Origin of the sequence: Acinetobacter sp. 1000160 (assembly GCF_000588715.1) — a bacterium.
GTDB classification, from domain to species: domain Bacteria; phylum Pseudomonadota; class Gammaproteobacteria; order Pseudomonadales; family Moraxellaceae; genus Acinetobacter; species Acinetobacter courvalinii.
Genome location: NZ_JFWP02000002.1, coordinates 566,778 through 583,227, shown reverse-complemented (window position 1 = coordinate 583,227; position 16,450 = coordinate 566,778). Strand labels below are relative to the sequence as shown.

The 16,450-nt window shown below is 41.8% G+C and carries 15 protein-coding genes; 4 read left to right on the top strand and 11 right to left on the bottom strand.

The genetic code is table 11. The annotated features are described in order from the left end of the window. Nucleotides 1-23: 23 nt before the first annotated feature. Nucleotides 24-2,603 (bottom strand): ATP-dependent chaperone ClpB, encoded by a 2,580-nt coding sequence (gene clpB, locus J699_RS12295; RefSeq protein ID WP_032867154.1) that lies wholly within the window; start codon nucleotides 2,601-2,603, stop codon nucleotides 24-26. A gap of 263 nt (nucleotides 2,604-2,866) precedes the next feature. Between clpB and J699_RS12300 the strand changes: the two genes are divergently transcribed. Next, the gene (locus J699_RS12300; protein ID WP_032868241.1) at nucleotides 2,867-3,667 is read left to right on the top strand and encodes a peptidoglycan DD-metalloendopeptidase family protein; all 801 of its coding nucleotides are present in this window, start codon (nucleotides 2,867-2,869) and stop codon (nucleotides 3,665-3,667) included. 71 nt (nucleotides 3,668-3,738) lie between these two features. Here J699_RS12300 and J699_RS12305 read toward each other — a convergent pair whose 3' ends face one another. After that, nucleotides 3,739-4,161, bottom strand: a complete 423-nt coding sequence (locus J699_RS12305; protein ID WP_032867152.1) for an OsmC family protein — start codon at nucleotides 4,159-4,161, stop codon at nucleotides 3,739-3,741. Nucleotides 4,162-4,309: 148 nt separating this feature from the next. Between J699_RS12305 and crp the strand changes: the two genes are divergently transcribed. Together crp and J699_RS12315 are read left to right on the top strand one after the other, a co-directional pair. Further along, nucleotides 4,310-5,017, top strand: a complete 708-nt coding sequence (crp, locus tag J699_RS12310) for a cAMP-activated global transcriptional regulator CRP (protein ID WP_004772727.1) — start codon at nucleotides 4,310-4,312, stop codon at nucleotides 5,015-5,017. 204 nt (nucleotides 5,018-5,221) lie between these two features. After that, nucleotides 5,222-5,998, top strand: coding sequence for a M48 family metallopeptidase (locus tag J699_RS12315; protein ID WP_005231035.1), 777 nt, complete (start codon nucleotides 5,222-5,224; stop codon nucleotides 5,996-5,998). 72 nt (nucleotides 5,999-6,070) lie between these two features. Here the strand turns inward: J699_RS12315 and J699_RS12320 are convergent, their stop codons facing one another. The 5 genes from J699_RS12320 to J699_RS12340 form a co-directional block, all read right to left on the bottom strand. Next, nucleotides 6,071-6,949 carry a class I SAM-dependent methyltransferase gene (locus tag J699_RS12320; RefSeq protein WP_032867150.1) on the bottom strand — a complete coding sequence of 293 codons (879 nt, stop codon included), beginning with the start codon at nucleotides 6,947-6,949 and terminating at the stop codon, nucleotides 6,071-6,073. Nucleotides 6,950-7,044: 95 nt separating this feature from the next. Beyond that, nucleotides 7,045-8,565, bottom strand: coding sequence for a flavin-containing monooxygenase (locus J699_RS12325; protein WP_032882777.1), 1,521 nt, complete (start codon nucleotides 8,563-8,565; stop codon nucleotides 7,045-7,047). A 97-nt stretch (nucleotides 8,566-8,662) separates the two neighbouring features. Further along, a complete protein-coding gene (locus J699_RS12330) occupies nucleotides 8,663-9,487 on the bottom strand; it encodes an SDR family NAD(P)-dependent oxidoreductase (protein ID WP_032867146.1) in 825 nt (274 codons plus the stop codon). Between the two features lie 39 nt (nucleotides 9,488-9,526). Further along, a complete protein-coding gene (locus J699_RS12335) occupies nucleotides 9,527-10,501 on the bottom strand; it encodes a metal-dependent hydrolase (RefSeq protein ID WP_032867144.1) in 975 nt (324 codons plus the stop codon). Nucleotides 10,502-10,696: 195 nt separating this feature from the next. Beyond that, nucleotides 10,697-11,656 carry a metal-dependent hydrolase gene (locus tag J699_RS12340; protein ID WP_005231041.1) on the bottom strand — a complete coding sequence of 320 codons (960 nt, stop codon included), beginning with the start codon at nucleotides 11,654-11,656 and terminating at the stop codon, nucleotides 10,697-10,699. 488 nt (nucleotides 11,657-12,144) lie between these two features. Between J699_RS12340 and J699_RS12345 the strand changes: the two genes are divergently transcribed. Beyond that, nucleotides 12,145-12,762, top strand: coding sequence for a TetR/AcrR family transcriptional regulator (locus J699_RS12345; protein ID WP_004772738.1), 618 nt, complete (start codon nucleotides 12,145-12,147; stop codon nucleotides 12,760-12,762). 29 nt (nucleotides 12,763-12,791) lie between these two features. Here J699_RS12345 and J699_RS12350 read toward each other — a convergent pair whose 3' ends face one another. From J699_RS12350 to J699_RS12365, 4 genes are all read right to left on the bottom strand, one after another. Further along, nucleotides 12,792-13,724 carry a TauD/TfdA dioxygenase family protein gene (locus J699_RS12350; protein WP_005187531.1) on the bottom strand — a complete coding sequence of 311 codons (933 nt, stop codon included), beginning with the start codon at nucleotides 13,722-13,724 and terminating at the stop codon, nucleotides 12,792-12,794. A gap of 175 nt (nucleotides 13,725-13,899) precedes the next feature. Next, nucleotides 13,900-14,724 (bottom strand): ABC transporter ATP-binding protein, encoded by an 825-nt coding sequence (locus tag J699_RS12355; protein WP_005204466.1) that lies wholly within the window; start codon nucleotides 14,722-14,724, stop codon nucleotides 13,900-13,902. A gap of 69 nt (nucleotides 14,725-14,793) precedes the next feature. Further along, nucleotides 14,794-15,009 (bottom strand): TOBE domain-containing protein, encoded by a 216-nt coding sequence (locus tag J699_RS12360; protein WP_004654121.1) that lies wholly within the window; start codon nucleotides 15,007-15,009, stop codon nucleotides 14,794-14,796. A 197-nt stretch (nucleotides 15,010-15,206) separates the two neighbouring features. Beyond that, a complete protein-coding gene (locus J699_RS12365) occupies nucleotides 15,207-16,334 on the bottom strand; it encodes a sigma-54 interaction domain-containing protein (protein WP_032867142.1) in 1,128 nt (375 codons plus the stop codon). Nucleotides 16,335-16,450 lie beyond the last annotated feature (116 nt).

The window sequence follows — 16,450 nt, the reverse complement described above, 5'->3', positions numbered from 1 at the left end:
TTGGGTCATACTCTCAGCTAGGTTTAGCTCAGTTTTAACTTATCAAACACCAGATGACCACTGTCGCCTTTGATCAGGATATTATCACCAGGCTGGAACTCACCAGACAGGATTTTCTGAGCCAAGCTGTTTTCCACCTGTTGTTGAATCGCCCGTTTCAATGGACGTGCACCATAGACAGGATCAAAACCAGCATCAATCAATAGATCAAAAGCAGTATCATCCACCGTTAAGCCCATATCACGTTCACTCAAACGTGTACGTAAACGATCTAACTGAATATCTGCAATACCACGAATCTGTGCTTTTTGCAGAGAATGGAAGATGACCAACTCATCAATACGGTTGATAAACTCTGGGCGGAAATGTTGCGTAACCGCACTCATCACCACGGCCCGTACTTCATCATCGGTTGCACCTTCTCCAAGTTCACGTACATCTTGCGAACCAAGATTCGAGGTCATTACGATCACCGTATTCTTAAAGTCAACCACACGACCTTGAGAATCGGTTAAGCGTCCATCATCCAGGACTTGCAACAAGATATTGAAGACATCTGGATGGGCTTTTTCCACTTCATCGAATAACACCACACTATATGGCTTACGACGCACAGCTTCAGTTAAGACACCGCCTTCCTCATAACCGACATAGCCCGGAGGTGCACCGACCAAACGGCTCACGGAATGTTTTTCCATAAATTCGGACATATCAATACGAATCATGGCGTCATCGCTATCAAACAGGAAGTTAGCCAATGCTTTGGTTAACTCGGTTTTACCTACCCCTGTCGGACCAAGGAACAGGAACGAGCCACTTGGACGATTCGGATCGGATAAGCCTGCACGTGAACGACGTACTGCATTGGACACTGCAACCACAGCTTCATCCTGCCCAACCACACGGTTATGCAAAAACGCTTCCATATTGAGAAGTTTTTCACGTTCACCTTGAAGCATTTTCGCCACAGGAATGCCTGTTGCCGCACTCACGACTTCAGCAATTTCATTTTCAGTGACTTTGGTACGAATCAGCTTCGGCTCTTCATTTTCCTCAGCAACTTCAGCTTGTTCCAGACGTTTTTGCAACTCTGGAATGACCCCATATTGCAAGCGTGCAGCTTCAGCCAGATCACCTTCACGTTTAGCCTTTTCCAAAGCACTACGCGCCTGATCAAGTTCAACCTGTGCCTTCTTATCACCTTCAACCAGTGTTTTTTCAGCTTTCCAGATCTCTTCCAGATCATTGTACTCTTTTTGCTTTTCCGCAATTTGCTGCTCAAGATGATTCACTTCGGCTTTACTGCCCGCGTCTTCATCTTTTTTCACTGCTTCCAATTGCATTTTCAACTGGATTAAGCGGCGATCAAGTTTGTCCAGCGCTTCTGGCTTGGAATCGATTTCCATTTTGATGCGCGACGCAGCCTCATCAATCAGGTCAATCGCCTTATCGGGTAACTGGCGATCCGTGATATAACGATGCGACATCTTCGCCGCAGCGATAATGGCTGAGTCCAGAATCTGCACGCCGTGATGGGTTGCATATTTTTCTTTAAGACCACGCAAAATCGCAATGGTATCTTCGACACTCGGCTCATCGACCAACACTTTCTGGAAACGACGCTCAAGCGCAGCATCTTTCTCGATATATTGACGGTACTCATCTAAAGTGGTCGCACCCACACAACGCAATTCACCACGTGCCAAAGCAGGTTTTAACATATTACCTGCATCCATCGCGCCATCACCTTTACCTGCGCCAACCAGCGTATGCAGCTCGTCGATAAATAGGATGATTTCACCTTCGTGCTTGGCAAGGTCTTTGAGGACTGCTTTTAAACGCTCCTCAAACTCACCACGATATTTTGCACCCGCAAGTAATGAACCCAAGTCAAGTGAAAGCACACGCTTGTTCTTTAAGCTCTCTGGAACTTCACCGTTGACAATACGTTGCGCCAGACCTTCTACAATCGCGGTTTTACCAACCCCTGGCTCACCAATCAACACCGGGTTATTTTTGGTACGGCGTGATAATACCTGAATGGTACGGCGAATCTCGTCATCACGACCAATCACAGGGTCAAGTTTACCCGCCAAGGCACGCTCGGTTAAATCAATGGTATATTTATTCAGTGAGTCACGTTGATCTTCATGATTATTGCTCATGACTTTGTCATTTCCTCGAATATTTTCAATTACTTTACGTAAACTTTCAGGTGTAACCCCTACACTATTTAAAATGGTTTTGGTTTCACCGGTTTCTGCCAGACCAAGTAACACCCAGTCGGTTGATAAAAACTCATCGCCTGCTTTCTGTGCATAACGGTCAGCTAAATTCAGCGCCTTTACCGCTTCAGGATTGAGATTGATATCACCGGTAGGATTTGCCAAGGTTGGCGCATTTTGCACGGCTTGTTCCAGCTTCTGCTTTAACTCTGGTAAACGCGCGCCCGCTTGTTGCAACAAACTCAAATTGGCAGGTTCTTCCAATAAAGTAGCAAGAATATGAATACCTGCAATCGAGGTATGGTCTTTACCCATTGCCAATGATTGTGCATCTGAGAGTGCTTGCTGTAAGCGGTTTGTAAATTTTTCAAAACGCATTCTTGTTATTCCTCACAACAAATTTCTAACTTATCACTTAGATGGGAACACTTTTTTAAATTTCAAATAAAAAATTATATATTTTTCAATATTTTATAAAATACAAAATGAATAAAACTCAGTAATAATATGGGTATATAAACAATCTATTTCAAGTATATTTTGTATAATTTTTCTGTCTGTTCCGTTCTAAACACAATTATGATTGTGATTTTTCACTGAACGATTTAGCTTAACCCTTTAGTTGATTCAAAATGACGCTCATGTACTTAAAAAAAATTTTATTGGGTGCAGCTTGCCTGCTGCCTCTTCATTCGGCATTTGCCCAACTTCCACAAGATTCACGTCGCGCTGGTGGGATTGCAGTCATTCCCTTAAGCGCAAATACCACTCAGGTCTTTTATGAGCAAAAACCTGTACTCATTACTCAGGAAGGCCCACAGCGTTATGCCGTATTTGGTATTCCACTTTCTGCGCCATTAGGCAGTTTGAGCTTAACTACCAATACCACGCCGATTCAGATCGAAGTAACGCCATACCGTTATGCTGAGCAGCGTTTAAACGTCAAGAATCAGGATTATGTCAATCCGAATCAGGACCAGCTTGATCGCTATGCACGTGAAGCAAAAGAGCAAAATGATATTTATAATTCATTTACGCCGAGTAGCTGGCACAGCTTTCCTGCTTTCATCCGCCCTACCGCCGGTAAATTTAGTAACTCTTTTGGCAGAAAACGCTTTTTCAATGGTGAAGAACGCGCACCGCATTCTGGCCTCGACATTCCCGCGCCCGTGGGACAAAAAGTCGTTGCGCCTGCAGAGGGTGTGGTTGTTGGGACAGGCAACTATTTCTTTAATGGCAATACGGTACTGATTGATCATGGACAGGGACTGATCAGTATGTTCTGCCATCTCAGCAAAATTAATGTAGAAAAAGGTCAACACATCCAGCAAGGCGAAGTGCTCGGACTAGTCGGTAAGACAGGACGCGTCACAGGGCCACATTTACATTGGGGAATGAGCCTGAACAATGCTCGGGTAGATCCACAGTTATTTTTAAAATAAACAGTGCAACAAATAAAAAAGTGATCGGCGCAAAACCGATCACTTTTTAGCAAAACTTAATAGTTTAAGCCTTAAGCCGCTTCAATAATTTCGAAGTCGTGGGTAATTTCTACGCCACCATCAGACAGCATTTTGCTGGCTGAACAATATTTCTCGGCAGACAATTCGACTGCCTTTTCTACCTGTTTTGATTTTACCGCTTTACCAGTGACGATAAAGTGCAAATGAATTTTGGTAAACACCGCTGGAATGCTATCCGCTCTTTCCGCTTTAAGCTGACATACGACATCGGTCACATCTTGACGAGATTTCTTTAAAATGGTCACAATATCAAACGAAGCACACCCACCAAGTCCCATTAAAATCAATTCCATAGGACGTGGACCACGGTTTTCACCGCCATATTCGGCAGAACCATCCATCACCATACTGTGGCCACTTTCTGATTTTGCTTCAAAAGCAACATTCTCTAACCAATGTACACTTGTTTGCATTGCAACTACCCGAAAAACGTTATAAATTTACTCTGTTCTTGTACACTAACATAAAATGAGTTGATAAGGAATTTCATCTCTTCTGTGTAGAAAAGGCTCTTCCAAGGGTCTGTGCGATCGGTTTTATCCAAATTCGGAAATTTTAAGCATGACTTCAAATTTTTCACAACTTAGCACTGATGCTTTATCACCAGGTCAACTCCCTGAATCAGTTAAAGCGCTGCTAAAACGTGCTCATATTAATAGATATCCTAAACGCACCACGATTGTTGACGCTGGAACGGAATCAAAATCACTGTATTTAATATTAAAAGGTTCAGTGTCAATTATCTTACGTGAAGATGACGAACGAGAAATCGTAGTTGCCTATCTCAATCCAGGCGACTTCTTTGGCGAAATGGGGCTTTTTGAAAAGAACCCTCAGCGTACCGCAGAAGTACGTACACGCGATGTCTGCGAAATCGCAGAAATCACTTACGACAATTTCCACGAGTTAAGCAAGCAATATCCAGATTTAAGCTATGCTGTGTTTGCTCAACTGGTTCGCCGTCTTAAAAATACCACACGTAAAGTAACCGATCTGGCATTTATTGATGTGTCTGGTCGTATTGCGCGTTGTTTAATTGACTTATCTGCTCAACCAGAGGCAATGATTTTACCGAATGGCCGTCAGATTCGTATTACCCGTCAAGAGATTGGCCGTATTGTCGGTTGTTCACGTGAAATGGTTGGCCGTGTCCTCAAGACACTTGAAGATCAGGGCATGATTCAAACTGATGGTAAGGCTATCTTAATCTTTGATGCTTCTTTAGAAGAAAATGCCTTCCCTGAAGATGAGTATGATGACGAAGATTAATTTAATGCTCAATTAAATTGATCTATTTTAAAGCCAGTGCAATGCCACTGGCTTTTATTTGCTTAAATATAAATTATAAGCAATGCTGATTACATAATTACAATGATTATAGAGCTATTCAGAATGTTAACTGCTGTAAACATTTTTTATAATCCACCGTGATCATGACTATATTCATAAGATACTGATTTGGAGAGAATAAGTATGAAGAAATTAGCTTTAAGCCTATGTGCTGTAACTGTGATGACCATTTCTGGCTGTGCTTCGTTCGCAGATATGGCGGGTGCGGACAGCGCGACATTAAATGCGCAATCAGCACAAAGTTTCTCAAAAATGACGCAGGAAGCACGTGCTAAAAATCAGCTGGATAGTAGCTCAAGTACTTATCAACGTATTAATACCGTGTTTAACCGCTTAAAGCCTTATGCGGATCAGATGAACCAGACTGGTCAACGTTTTGACTGGCAGCTTGCGGTCTTAAAATCTGACACGGTCAACGCTTATGTCGCGCCTGGCGGTAAAGTGGTGTTCTATACCGGTATTGTCAACAAACTCAACCTGACCAATGATGAAATTGCGGCGGTAATGGGCCATGAAATGACCCATGCCCTAGAAGAGCATGCAAAAAGCAAAATCGGTGCACAGGCTTTAACTAACCTTGCAATTGGTATTGGTAAATCATATGCAGGTAGCAGCATTGGCGATCTAGGTAGCGCTGCGATCGATCTAGGCAGCCAGGTTGGTATCGGTCTGCCTTATTCACGTAATCTGGAAAGTCGTGCCGATTACGGCGGTTTAATGTTAATGGCAAAAGCAGGTTATAACCCGAATGCAGCCATCAGCTTATGGGAAAAAATGAACCGTCTTGATGGCGCTGGTGGTGGATCATTCCTGTCTACTCACCCGTCAAACACTCAACGTATTGGTGACATGCGTAAGAACTTACCGGCAGCAATGGCGGTTTATAATAAACGCCGCTAATTCATAGTATCTGCATCGGCCCTTAAATACCTCTAGGTCTTTAAGGGCTTTTTTATGCATGCCGCTGAATACTCATGCCTGAGCTAAGCATAAATGCAGCATATGCGTTGCAATAGTATGCCGGATATGATCTGGTCGAGCACGAAAATAACGCTCACTTAAACCATCACCAGATAAATCCTCAATGACCTTATACCCCATGTGCTCAACAGCCTGATGCAGCATCTTAGGTCTAAATTGCCCCTTTAACGGTTCTTTTAGAAATCGGGTAAATTGGGAGACAAATAAGCTTCCGAAACGCTCTATCCCGTCCAGCTCCCGATAATCAATCGAATAGTCCAGAACCACCTCACTTCCCTGTGCAGCAATCTGTGCAATGCTAGCTAAAGTCTTTAAGGTTGTTTCTGGCTCCAGATAATGGGTTGTTCCCAACCACGAGAAAAAAGCGGCCTGATCCTGCTGAAAGGAACTACGCGCCAAAGCATCTGCAATAGATTCTTTTTCAAAATCGATTGCAACAAACTCTACATTCGCTGGAAGCTCTCCCCATTGGCGTAATTTTTTTTGTTTCTCAACTTGGGTATCGGGATGATCTACCTCATAAATCTTAAGCTGCGGGAATTGCTGCGCCTGTCTCAAGGTAAATGAATCCAGACCAGCACCCACCAGTACATATTGCGCTACACCTCGTTCAATGGCGGCGTAGAGCTGATCTTCAGCATAGCGTGAGCGTCCCACCACCTGCCCGGTTAATAAACCCAAGGTGCGGTTAAATACCGAAGAATTCATCAGCTTGACGGTTAATGGCGTACTCAGCAACGTCTTCCAGCCTTGACTGGTCAGTTCGAATGCAAAGGGATCAGCAAACACTGGTTCTGCGGCATTGTTAAAATGATTGGCACGCAATGCGGCAGCGGCTTCCGCCGTTCGACTCGATTGTCCTTCTTTCATTATTTTCCCCCATCCTTATTTCTATCTTGCAAAAAATAAGCAGCAAATTCCATCCTTAGATAAAATTTACTGCTGTTTTTATGACTACTCTAAACTCAGTTGGTTTTTTCAGTCTGATAGGTCACTTGATAATCATTGAGATCCATATGTTTTAAACGTTGCTTCAACTTTTTCAACGACCAAGGCCACGCAGCAAAGTTACGACCATTGGCATCTAAATAGTAGCTCTTGCATCCACCGGCATTAAACACGGTGGTTTTAAGATGTTTCTGTACCAGTTCATTATGCTGTTTAATCACTTCCGGTTTAATGTTCAGTTTGGCAATGCCTTGGTCTCTGATTTTAAGTAGACCATCAACGATATAATCCAGCTGAGCTTCAGCCAGACCGATAAATGAATCATAAACCAGTACATTAGGCCCCAATACCAAGAATGCATTCGGCACATTTTCAATGCTGGTACCCAAATAAGCTTCTGGCGAACTGCTTTTCCAGAGATCATTGAGTATCTGGCCTTTTTCATTGGTCACACGTTTGCCAATTGGCGGGTGCGAGACTTCAAAGCCTGTGCCCCAAATGATTACATCCACTTCATGACGTTCACCATTTGCTGAAACTACAGTATTGCCCTCGACCTTCACCAATCCATGTGGAATCAGTTTGGTATTCGGTTGCTGTAAAGCAGGATAATAGTTGTTGGCGAACAATAAACGTTTACAGCCAATGGTAAAGTTCGGCGTCACATTTTTACGGAGTTCAGGATCTTCAATCTGGAAGCGTAAAATCAGTTTGGCCAATTCGCCTACCGGTTTTAACACCGCTGGATTACGTAAACCAAAGTTAATCGCATTCAGAGACTGGGCGACTGTTTGACGCCAGGTTTTTTGAATCAGAGGAAACTTTTCAATCAGTGCTTTGCTGACATCACCCAAGTCAGTATCAGGTTTTGGTACCACCCAAGGCGCAGTACGCTGATAAACAAACAGTTCTTTTGCCAAAGGTTGAATCTGCGGTACAAACTGAATCGCGGAGGCACCAGTGCCAATTACTGCAATACGTTTACCAGTCAAATCATAATCATGGTTCCATTTGGCTGAATGGAACATTTCACCTTTGAAGGTTTCCAGTCCTTCGAGTTTTGGAATTTGTGCTTCGGTAATCGGGCCTGTGGCAAAAACCACAGTTTTAGACAGGTACTGGCCTTTATTGGTGTCCATCACCCATAAATTACGTTCCTTGTCCCAGGCAGCATTCACTAGTTCCGTACCAAACTCGATTTTTGAACTAACGCCAAAATCCTGACTAACTTCTTCTAAATAGCTCAAAATTTCAGGTTGGCGAGCAAATAAATGACTCCATTTGGCACTGGGCGCAAATGAATAGGAATATAGAGCCGATGGCACATCACAGCCGCAACCCGGATAGGTATTCTCACGCCAGGTTCCACCGACACGTGTCGCTTTTTCAATGATCTTGTAGTTACTATAACCCACCTGATCCAGACGAATGGCAGTTGCAATCCCTGAAATACCTGCACCCACAATGAAGGTGTCATAAATATGTTGTGGGAGTGCCTTTCCTTCAGCTGAGTTTAATTTTTTTGCTTGAGCTGTCATTTAAAATGTCCTTTGTATCATGTAGCTAAAATAAGTGATTACCCACAGGTTCTCTCTTCATTTCATTCATTCATTCAGTTCTTTTGCCTAATCAGGGTTATTTCATAAACCGGTATGATGTACCTAAAAATTTTGCATATAAATTCGGTGCAGTACGTTTCATCAGCCAGAATAACTTGGCATCGATTTGTGGAATGGTATAAAGCTCGTTTTTATCCAGACGGTCCAGCGTCAGCTTTGCAACCTTGTCACTGGTGGTAAACGCCAGATTGGTCAATGCGTAGTCCAGAATGCCTTTATGTGGCACTTTGCCATTCTTGATAATATTGGTTGGTACTAATGTTGGACACAGTACATTGACTTTAATGTTATGTTTACGAAGCTCGGCAGAAAGCGTTTCCGATAAGGCACGTACCCCTGCTTTGGTCACATTATAGGCCGTCATTTCAGGGGCTGCGGTATAAGAGGCAGCAGATGCCACATTGATAATCGCGCCACGTCCTAGCTGTTTAAACTTCGGCACAAAATAATGGCAGCCATGAATTACGCCCCACAAGTTAATATCAGAAACCCACTTCCAGTCTTCCAGTGAGGTTTCATCAAACTTGCCGCCTAAACCCACGCCAGCATTATTGATCACCAGTGTGGTGGGATGTTGCATCAACTGCTCGGCCTGCTCAGCCAGCTTTTCTACTTGCTTGGCATTGCCAACATCACATTTCACCGCAAACGCTTTCGCGCCTAAGGCTTCAATCAGCGCGACCGTTTCTTTGGCCGCATCTAAATTGATATCTGAACACACCACAGTACCGCCACGTTTCGCCAGTTCGAGCGCAAAACTACGACCAATCCCGCTTCCTGCGCCTGTCACCACAGCAAATGCCTGTTGGCTTGGCTTGGCTTTCTTTGCAAATAATTTCATCATTGTTTTTCCAGCAATCTCGTATGAACTTGAACCAGGTTATGCAGAAGCTGTACGCACAGGCGGTACAAACTCTTTAAGGAAATAAGGACTTAATAAACCCGTTTCAGGATTCAAGAGACGCTCTTTGTAGTATTCCATATACGCGGTCGTATCATGATCATTAGGATGAAAGCTTGGACGCAGATATTCTAGAATATGCATAAAGCTACTCCCGAATACCCCACGTTCGCTACCAAATAACAATGCCGTACTCTCGACAATATCTTTCATATAACGTGGATTAACCAAATTGCTCGGTTTACGTATAAATGGCATCAGATAACCACCCAGTGAAACACCGCCTAAAATCGTCAAGCTGGCCAACAGGAAACCTGTGATCCGTAGCCAGTAATCACCTGACAATTCCAGGAACACATCATAGGCAATATCTTTATGCTCTGACTCTTCCAGCATGTGCCACATCCACATGGCCCGTTGTCTTTCATCTTGTGACCCTAGCAAATACTCTTCATGCTGCATCATAAATTCAGCTAATACAGCCGTATAATGCTCAATGCCTGCCATCAACGATAACTGTAAAGACTGTGGTAGTTTATAGATGCCATAATCAAAAACCTTGCCAGCAATCGCACGTAGCAATTCAACCGGATAGCCATTTTCTTTCAGCACTTCATCATTAAATTGATTATGGATTTTTGAATGAATCGCCTCTTGCCCAATCAGTGAGGTCAGTCTTTGTTTCAAGACAGGATCTTCAATAAAATCACGGTGATGACGAGCTGTTTCGATCACTACATCTTCACCAAAGGTCAAGAAAATAGACAAGGCATGAAAGTAAGATGTGGCAAGTTCTTTATTTAAGAAAAACCGCTCATCAAGTTCAGAAGGGTTAAACTTAAAATCAAAATGACGAATCGGAATCGGTGATTTACTCGCCAGATTTTGAATAATCCCTTGATATTTGGTACTGAATTTATCTGAAAAAACATGACGAAGAACTTGAGCGACCATATCTCGATCCCCTAAAACTGCATTACAACTTAAAAGGCTTAGCCAATTTGTATATCTCTACATACAGCGACTGGATAAGAGGGTTTGTTTGCATAGTGCATGACGGCAATGTAGGCAACAAGAACCAAATTGCTCATCACACACTGAGCTTTTTTGCCAACTCAGCAGGTAATGACCTGCCTGCTTTATTGCGCATTAAGCGGCCTGAACTTTAGGCGTAAACTCTTTTACAAAGAACGGATATAAGGCACCACCCTCGGAAAGAAGTTTCTTTTCGTAATATTCGAAATACGCAGATGCATCGTGATCGTTGGGATGGAAATCAGTACGTAAATAATCGAAGATTCGGCCTTGCGTACTTCCAAAAACACCATCTTTGGGACTAAAAATCAGCTTCACGCCACGGCGTGCATCTTTCCAGAATTTTGCTGTCAGCATTTCTTGTGGCCTACGTAACACTGGCACCAACGTAGCTGAAAATGGAATCAGACCGAGAATGGTAAAGTACGCGAGGAAGAAACCTGAAATACGCAATGCATAGTTGCCATTCAAGGTTTGATACACATCGTAGGCGACATCTTTATGCTCAGATTCTTCCAGCATATGCCACATCCACAAAGCACGGGTTTTGGCATCATCAGAGAAATAGAAATTCTGCTCATGCGCCATCATGTATTCTGCTAACACCGCGGTAAAATGCTCGATTCCGGCCATCAGCGAAAGTTTTAGCGGTTGTGGAAATTTCAGGAAGATATATTCAAAGAATTGCTCGCCCAGAAAACGGTACAGTTTTACCGGATAATCAAGCTCAACAATTGCATCATTAAATTCATTATGTAATTTTGAATGAATCGCCTCTTGTCCAATCAACGAGGTAACACGTTGTTTTAAAATTGGATCTTTCAACTGATCACGATGATGACGTGCTGTCTCAATCACCAGATCTTCGCCATAAGTTAAAAAGACTGAAAGAGTGGCGAAAAAAATTGTGGCAAACTGATTATTCATATAGAAGGATAAATCAACTTCCTTCCCTTCAAATCCGATTGCCAAATGACGAATTGGAATCGTTTTTTTACTCGCAAAATCAATTTGCTCAGTGATGGGATTGGATTTAAACAAGCTTAAACCTTTCCTTAATGTGTTGCTAATCATGGCTACACCTATCTGGTTACTTGAGCGTCATTTGCCCTTTTACATTCTTTTCGTCTGGTTCATCTCTTTTCAACGCTCCCAACTGCTCGGGAAGTGTGAAAAAATATTCGGGAGATTTTTTTAAACCTGATCCTGGTACAAAACAACTGTAAACCGATCTTATGTTCGGATTCAATTCGGGTATTTTTAATCATTATTTATCGAAAATTAGCGCAGCATTATCAAAGAAAATTCGCGCTGACAAAATTATTGGTTTTTGTAATATTTTTATTTTTTAATATAAATATTAATAACTTAAATAAAATATATAAATTAATTTTTTCTAAAAAATGTATATCCATTTTTTAAAAATACTAATTCATTACAACCTAACCAATAAATATTAAAAAGTCGTAATTTTATTTGTTCGGATTATGAAGCTGACTCTTTCATGCTCTTCCAGCACATGTTAATCTGACGTTATGTTCGGATTTTAATAATAATACTTTATGGCTACACGTAAACCCCGTCAGTCTCGTTCCAAAGTGACTGTCGATACGATTATTGAAGCAGGTTTTATTGCAGTTGCAACTAACGGTACCAGCGGCACCACCACACGACACATTGCCGACATTGCAGGTGTCAGCGTCGGTTCACTGTATGAGTATTTCAAGAATAAAGAAGAAATCTATGATGCCATGGCCAAAACCTTTGTCAAAGAGGTTCTGGATATGGTCAAAGAGCTGACGCCTATCATTATCGAGCAAGAGCTGGAACCTTTATTCGAGATGATTTTTTATACTTTCCGGGACCTGCTCACCCGTGATGATGATCGTTACCTGATTTGCCTGCGCTATGCGACAGAGCTCAAATACGAAAAATATATCGGCCAGATCGAGATGGCGTTAATGGAAGTGCTGATGAAATACATGATTCGGCATCCGCGCTATTTAAAAGTGAACAATCTTAGCGTGACAGCATATATCAGCATTAATAGCAGTATCTTTAATGTGGCACGGCACCTGATCTTACCCAATCCTCAAATCAGCTTTGATGAAATGGTCAAAGGTTTAAGTACCATGATTATTAGCTATATTGAAGCAGAGCTGGCAAAAGCAGGAAATTAAAAGCCAGCTTTCGCTGGCTTAGTTTAACTTTAGAATGGTCTTGCACCCGCCAAACTTACACGTTTCAATAAACGACGTTGCTCGGCAGGAAAGGCTGTACGCGAATGTAAGGTCAGTTGGTTATCCCAATAGACAATATCCCCAATTTCCCACTGATGTTCATAACGATATTGAGGTTGCACAATATGGGCTCTTAAGCGTTCGATCAATGCAGCACCCTTTTGATCGTCGTAGCCCACAACCTCAACTTCTGTCTGCGCATCCAGATAAATACCACGACGGCCACTTTCAGAATGCGTACGCACCAATGGATGCGGAAATGCAGCGCCCAATATCGGTTGATCAGAAAAGCGATATTTGGGAATTGGGCTTTTATCCTTTAAGCGTAAAAATGGATTATACGTAATAAGTTGCAGCCCCTCGATTTCATCTTTGGTTTCCTGATCAAGGTCTTCATAGGCCTGTACCGTATTATACCAACTGGTTGCGCCGCCATCTTTTGGCAGTTCAATTGCGTAAAGCAAAGATCCACTAGAAGGCTGTGGCGTCCAGTGATGGTCACTATGCGGGGTGAGTTCGCCATGACCGGTATAATCACCTTCTCCAACCGCATTGGATACGGGCACGATATCAGGTGGTGCATTGGTATCATTCCGCGTTGCCAATACAGGTACATCTGTTGGTGGACGGAAAATTCCACCAAAGTAACTGGCAAAAGCAAGTAAGTCATTGTCTTGCAAGTCTTGCGCCTTGAAAACCAGAATTAAATGTTCATGCAATGCTTTTTTCAGCTTAAGAATTACTTCTCCACTTTGTGGCTTGCTGGCATCTAATCCAGTCACAATCGCTCCCAATGCGCCTTCGATTGGTGTGATTTGCACGGTATCTAAACTATGTTTCTTGTATTCATGCCAACGCGGTGCATTTTCGATCGCGGCTGAAAGCTGTGTGAGTACGGTCATTTTGTTTCCTATAGATCATTCATTATATTTTTCAAAGCATCAAGCTTTATTCATGATTCCCCAATCACAAAAATTAGTGATTCAGTTAAATATATGCAAACCGTGAAATATAAGAACCAATATTTTTATATTAATTTATTTATTTTTATGATTATAAGATTCAGCTTACCTAGGATTACCAAGCAAACTGAAACTGATTAAAATCGTTAACAACAGGGATCACTAAATGATCTTCGACTGCATGACTAAAATCAGTCAAAATATCATTTCTAATCGCAGCAAGTCGGACATCTTCACGAACACGTGGGTGTGGCAAATGAACAGGAACAATCCGCTTGATTCGACCTGGATTCGGTTGCATCACCACAACACGATCACCGAGGAAAACCGCCTCTTCCACATCATGCGTCACGATAATCATGGTAATTTTTTCGGTTTGCCAGATCCGTTGCAACTCCTTTTGTAGATTGGCGCGAGTCAGTGCATCCAATGCGCCAAAAGGTTCATCTAGCAACAATATTTTGGGTCGATTAATCAGACTTCGCGCAATCGCAACCCGTTGACTCATACCCCCTGAAAGCTGTGCTGGATAAGCGTCTTTAAACTTAGTCAAACCGACCAATTCAATATGCTCATCAATCAACTGATTTTGTTCAGCGACCGTTAATTTACGATTTAACAATGCAACCCGAATGTTATCTTGTACATTCAACCAAGGAAATAATCGATGATCTTGAAAGACAATGCCTCGCTCTAGACTGGTACCTTGAATCGGTTGTCCATCGACCAAAATCTTACCTTCAAATTGGTCATCCAAGCCAACAAGTAAACGTAATAAAGTTGATTTTCCACAGCCACTACTGCCAACGATACTGACAAATTCCCCCGCTTTAATCTCCAAAGAAATATCATCCAATACGGTTAAGGCATGCTCTTGATACTGTCCATACGATTTATTGAGATGATTAATTTTTACTGAACCAACATTTAATGATGTCATTTTAGCCCCCTAAAATAGAAATCAAAAATATAATAAGATCAATCTTTACTATATTTTCGATATGACTCTCTATAGTTTTGCCAAAGCAACTTCTGTAGACTTAATTAAAACAATGACTTCACTACCTAATTCTAAATTTAGATTTTTAACTGATCGTGTAGTAATCACTGAAGTAAAAACTCCCGCAGGTGTTTCTACATCCACCTCAGAAACTACACTTCCTTCAATAATCTCTTTAACCACACCACGAAATTGATTACGCACATTAATTTGAGGAATACTCATCTTTCACCACTTTGCATCTATTTATTAAATTGTGTACCACCATATTAGAAAAATTATGAATATTTAAAACTATTATTTTTGAATATTTTTTGATTAAAAAATTATATTTATTTTCAATCATTGATTATTATTTTTTTAGCAAAGTGATTTCCGATCAATAAAAAGGTGAACTTATGTCACCTGATTATTTAATACAATTAACCCAATAATTCTTCCAACATAATATTGACTACTTTATCGTTTCCCACTAAGCCGTATTTGACCAATCGTGCACGCACAATGTTACGGCTAATCCCTAAAAGCTTTGCTGTTTGCACCTGATTGCGATGGCAATATTCATAAGCGATACGAATCGTGGCTTCCTCAATCAAGCGATCAAGATTTGCATTTTTCAAGGCATGGGAGGACTCAAATAAATTAAGAAGCGCATGCTGCAACATTTGTTTAGGCAATAAATCTGTTCTTGGAATGGTTTGCGTACTTTTTTCCAAGTCAGAAATTTGCCGTAAATTCAGGCTACTAGACAAGGAGGCAAAGCAAAAATCTGTAGGTTGAATTTGATGATTCTTGCAGACCAATAAAGCATGATGAATGGCATTTTCCAATTCTCGAATATTACCAGGATAGCCATAGGTCAATAATTTCTGAACTGCGCTTGGGCTCAGTGTCGCAATGGGATAACCCAAACGCTTGCAGTATTGGGCAATAAAAAAATTAGCCAACGGCAAAATATCGCCAGGACGTTCGGCCAATGGTGAAACCTTAAGCAGTGCCACATTCAGTCGATAAAATAAATCTTCTCTAAACTTGCCTGCTTGAACTGCCTCATCCAGATGGACATTGGTTGCAGCAATGACACGGACGTTCAGCTTAATTGGCTTGAGTGAACCGACGCGAACAATCTCACGCTCTTGCAAAACCCGTAATAATTTCACCTGCATCGCAGGAGATAAATCACCGACTTCATCCAAGAATAAAGTACCGTGATTGGCCGCTTCAAACCAACCCGCCTTGCTATTGATTGCACCAGTAAATGCACCTTTTTCATGTCCAAACAGTTCACTTTCCGCCAATGATTCTGTAAACGCACCACAATTTACTGCCACAAAAGGACCACGACTACGCTGGCTCATCATATGTACCTGACGGGCAACCAGCTCTTTCCCCGTCCCAGTATTGCCAATAATCAGGACGCTGGCCTCACTAGGTGCAATCTGTCCGATACGATCCAGCAAATCTTTTGATTTTTGATCTTCAAAAACCATTGCTGTGGCACGCTCAGTTCGCGTTAAAGTCTGATTTTGTGGATAAGTAATGAATGACATGCATTTACTTCCCTATTGTTCTAAAAGAGAAGTTATCTTGCATGACTATTTGCTTAAATAGAAATCAGTAATTCACCTTTGTTATTTCTATTTATTAAAATAGAAATAAACGCCAG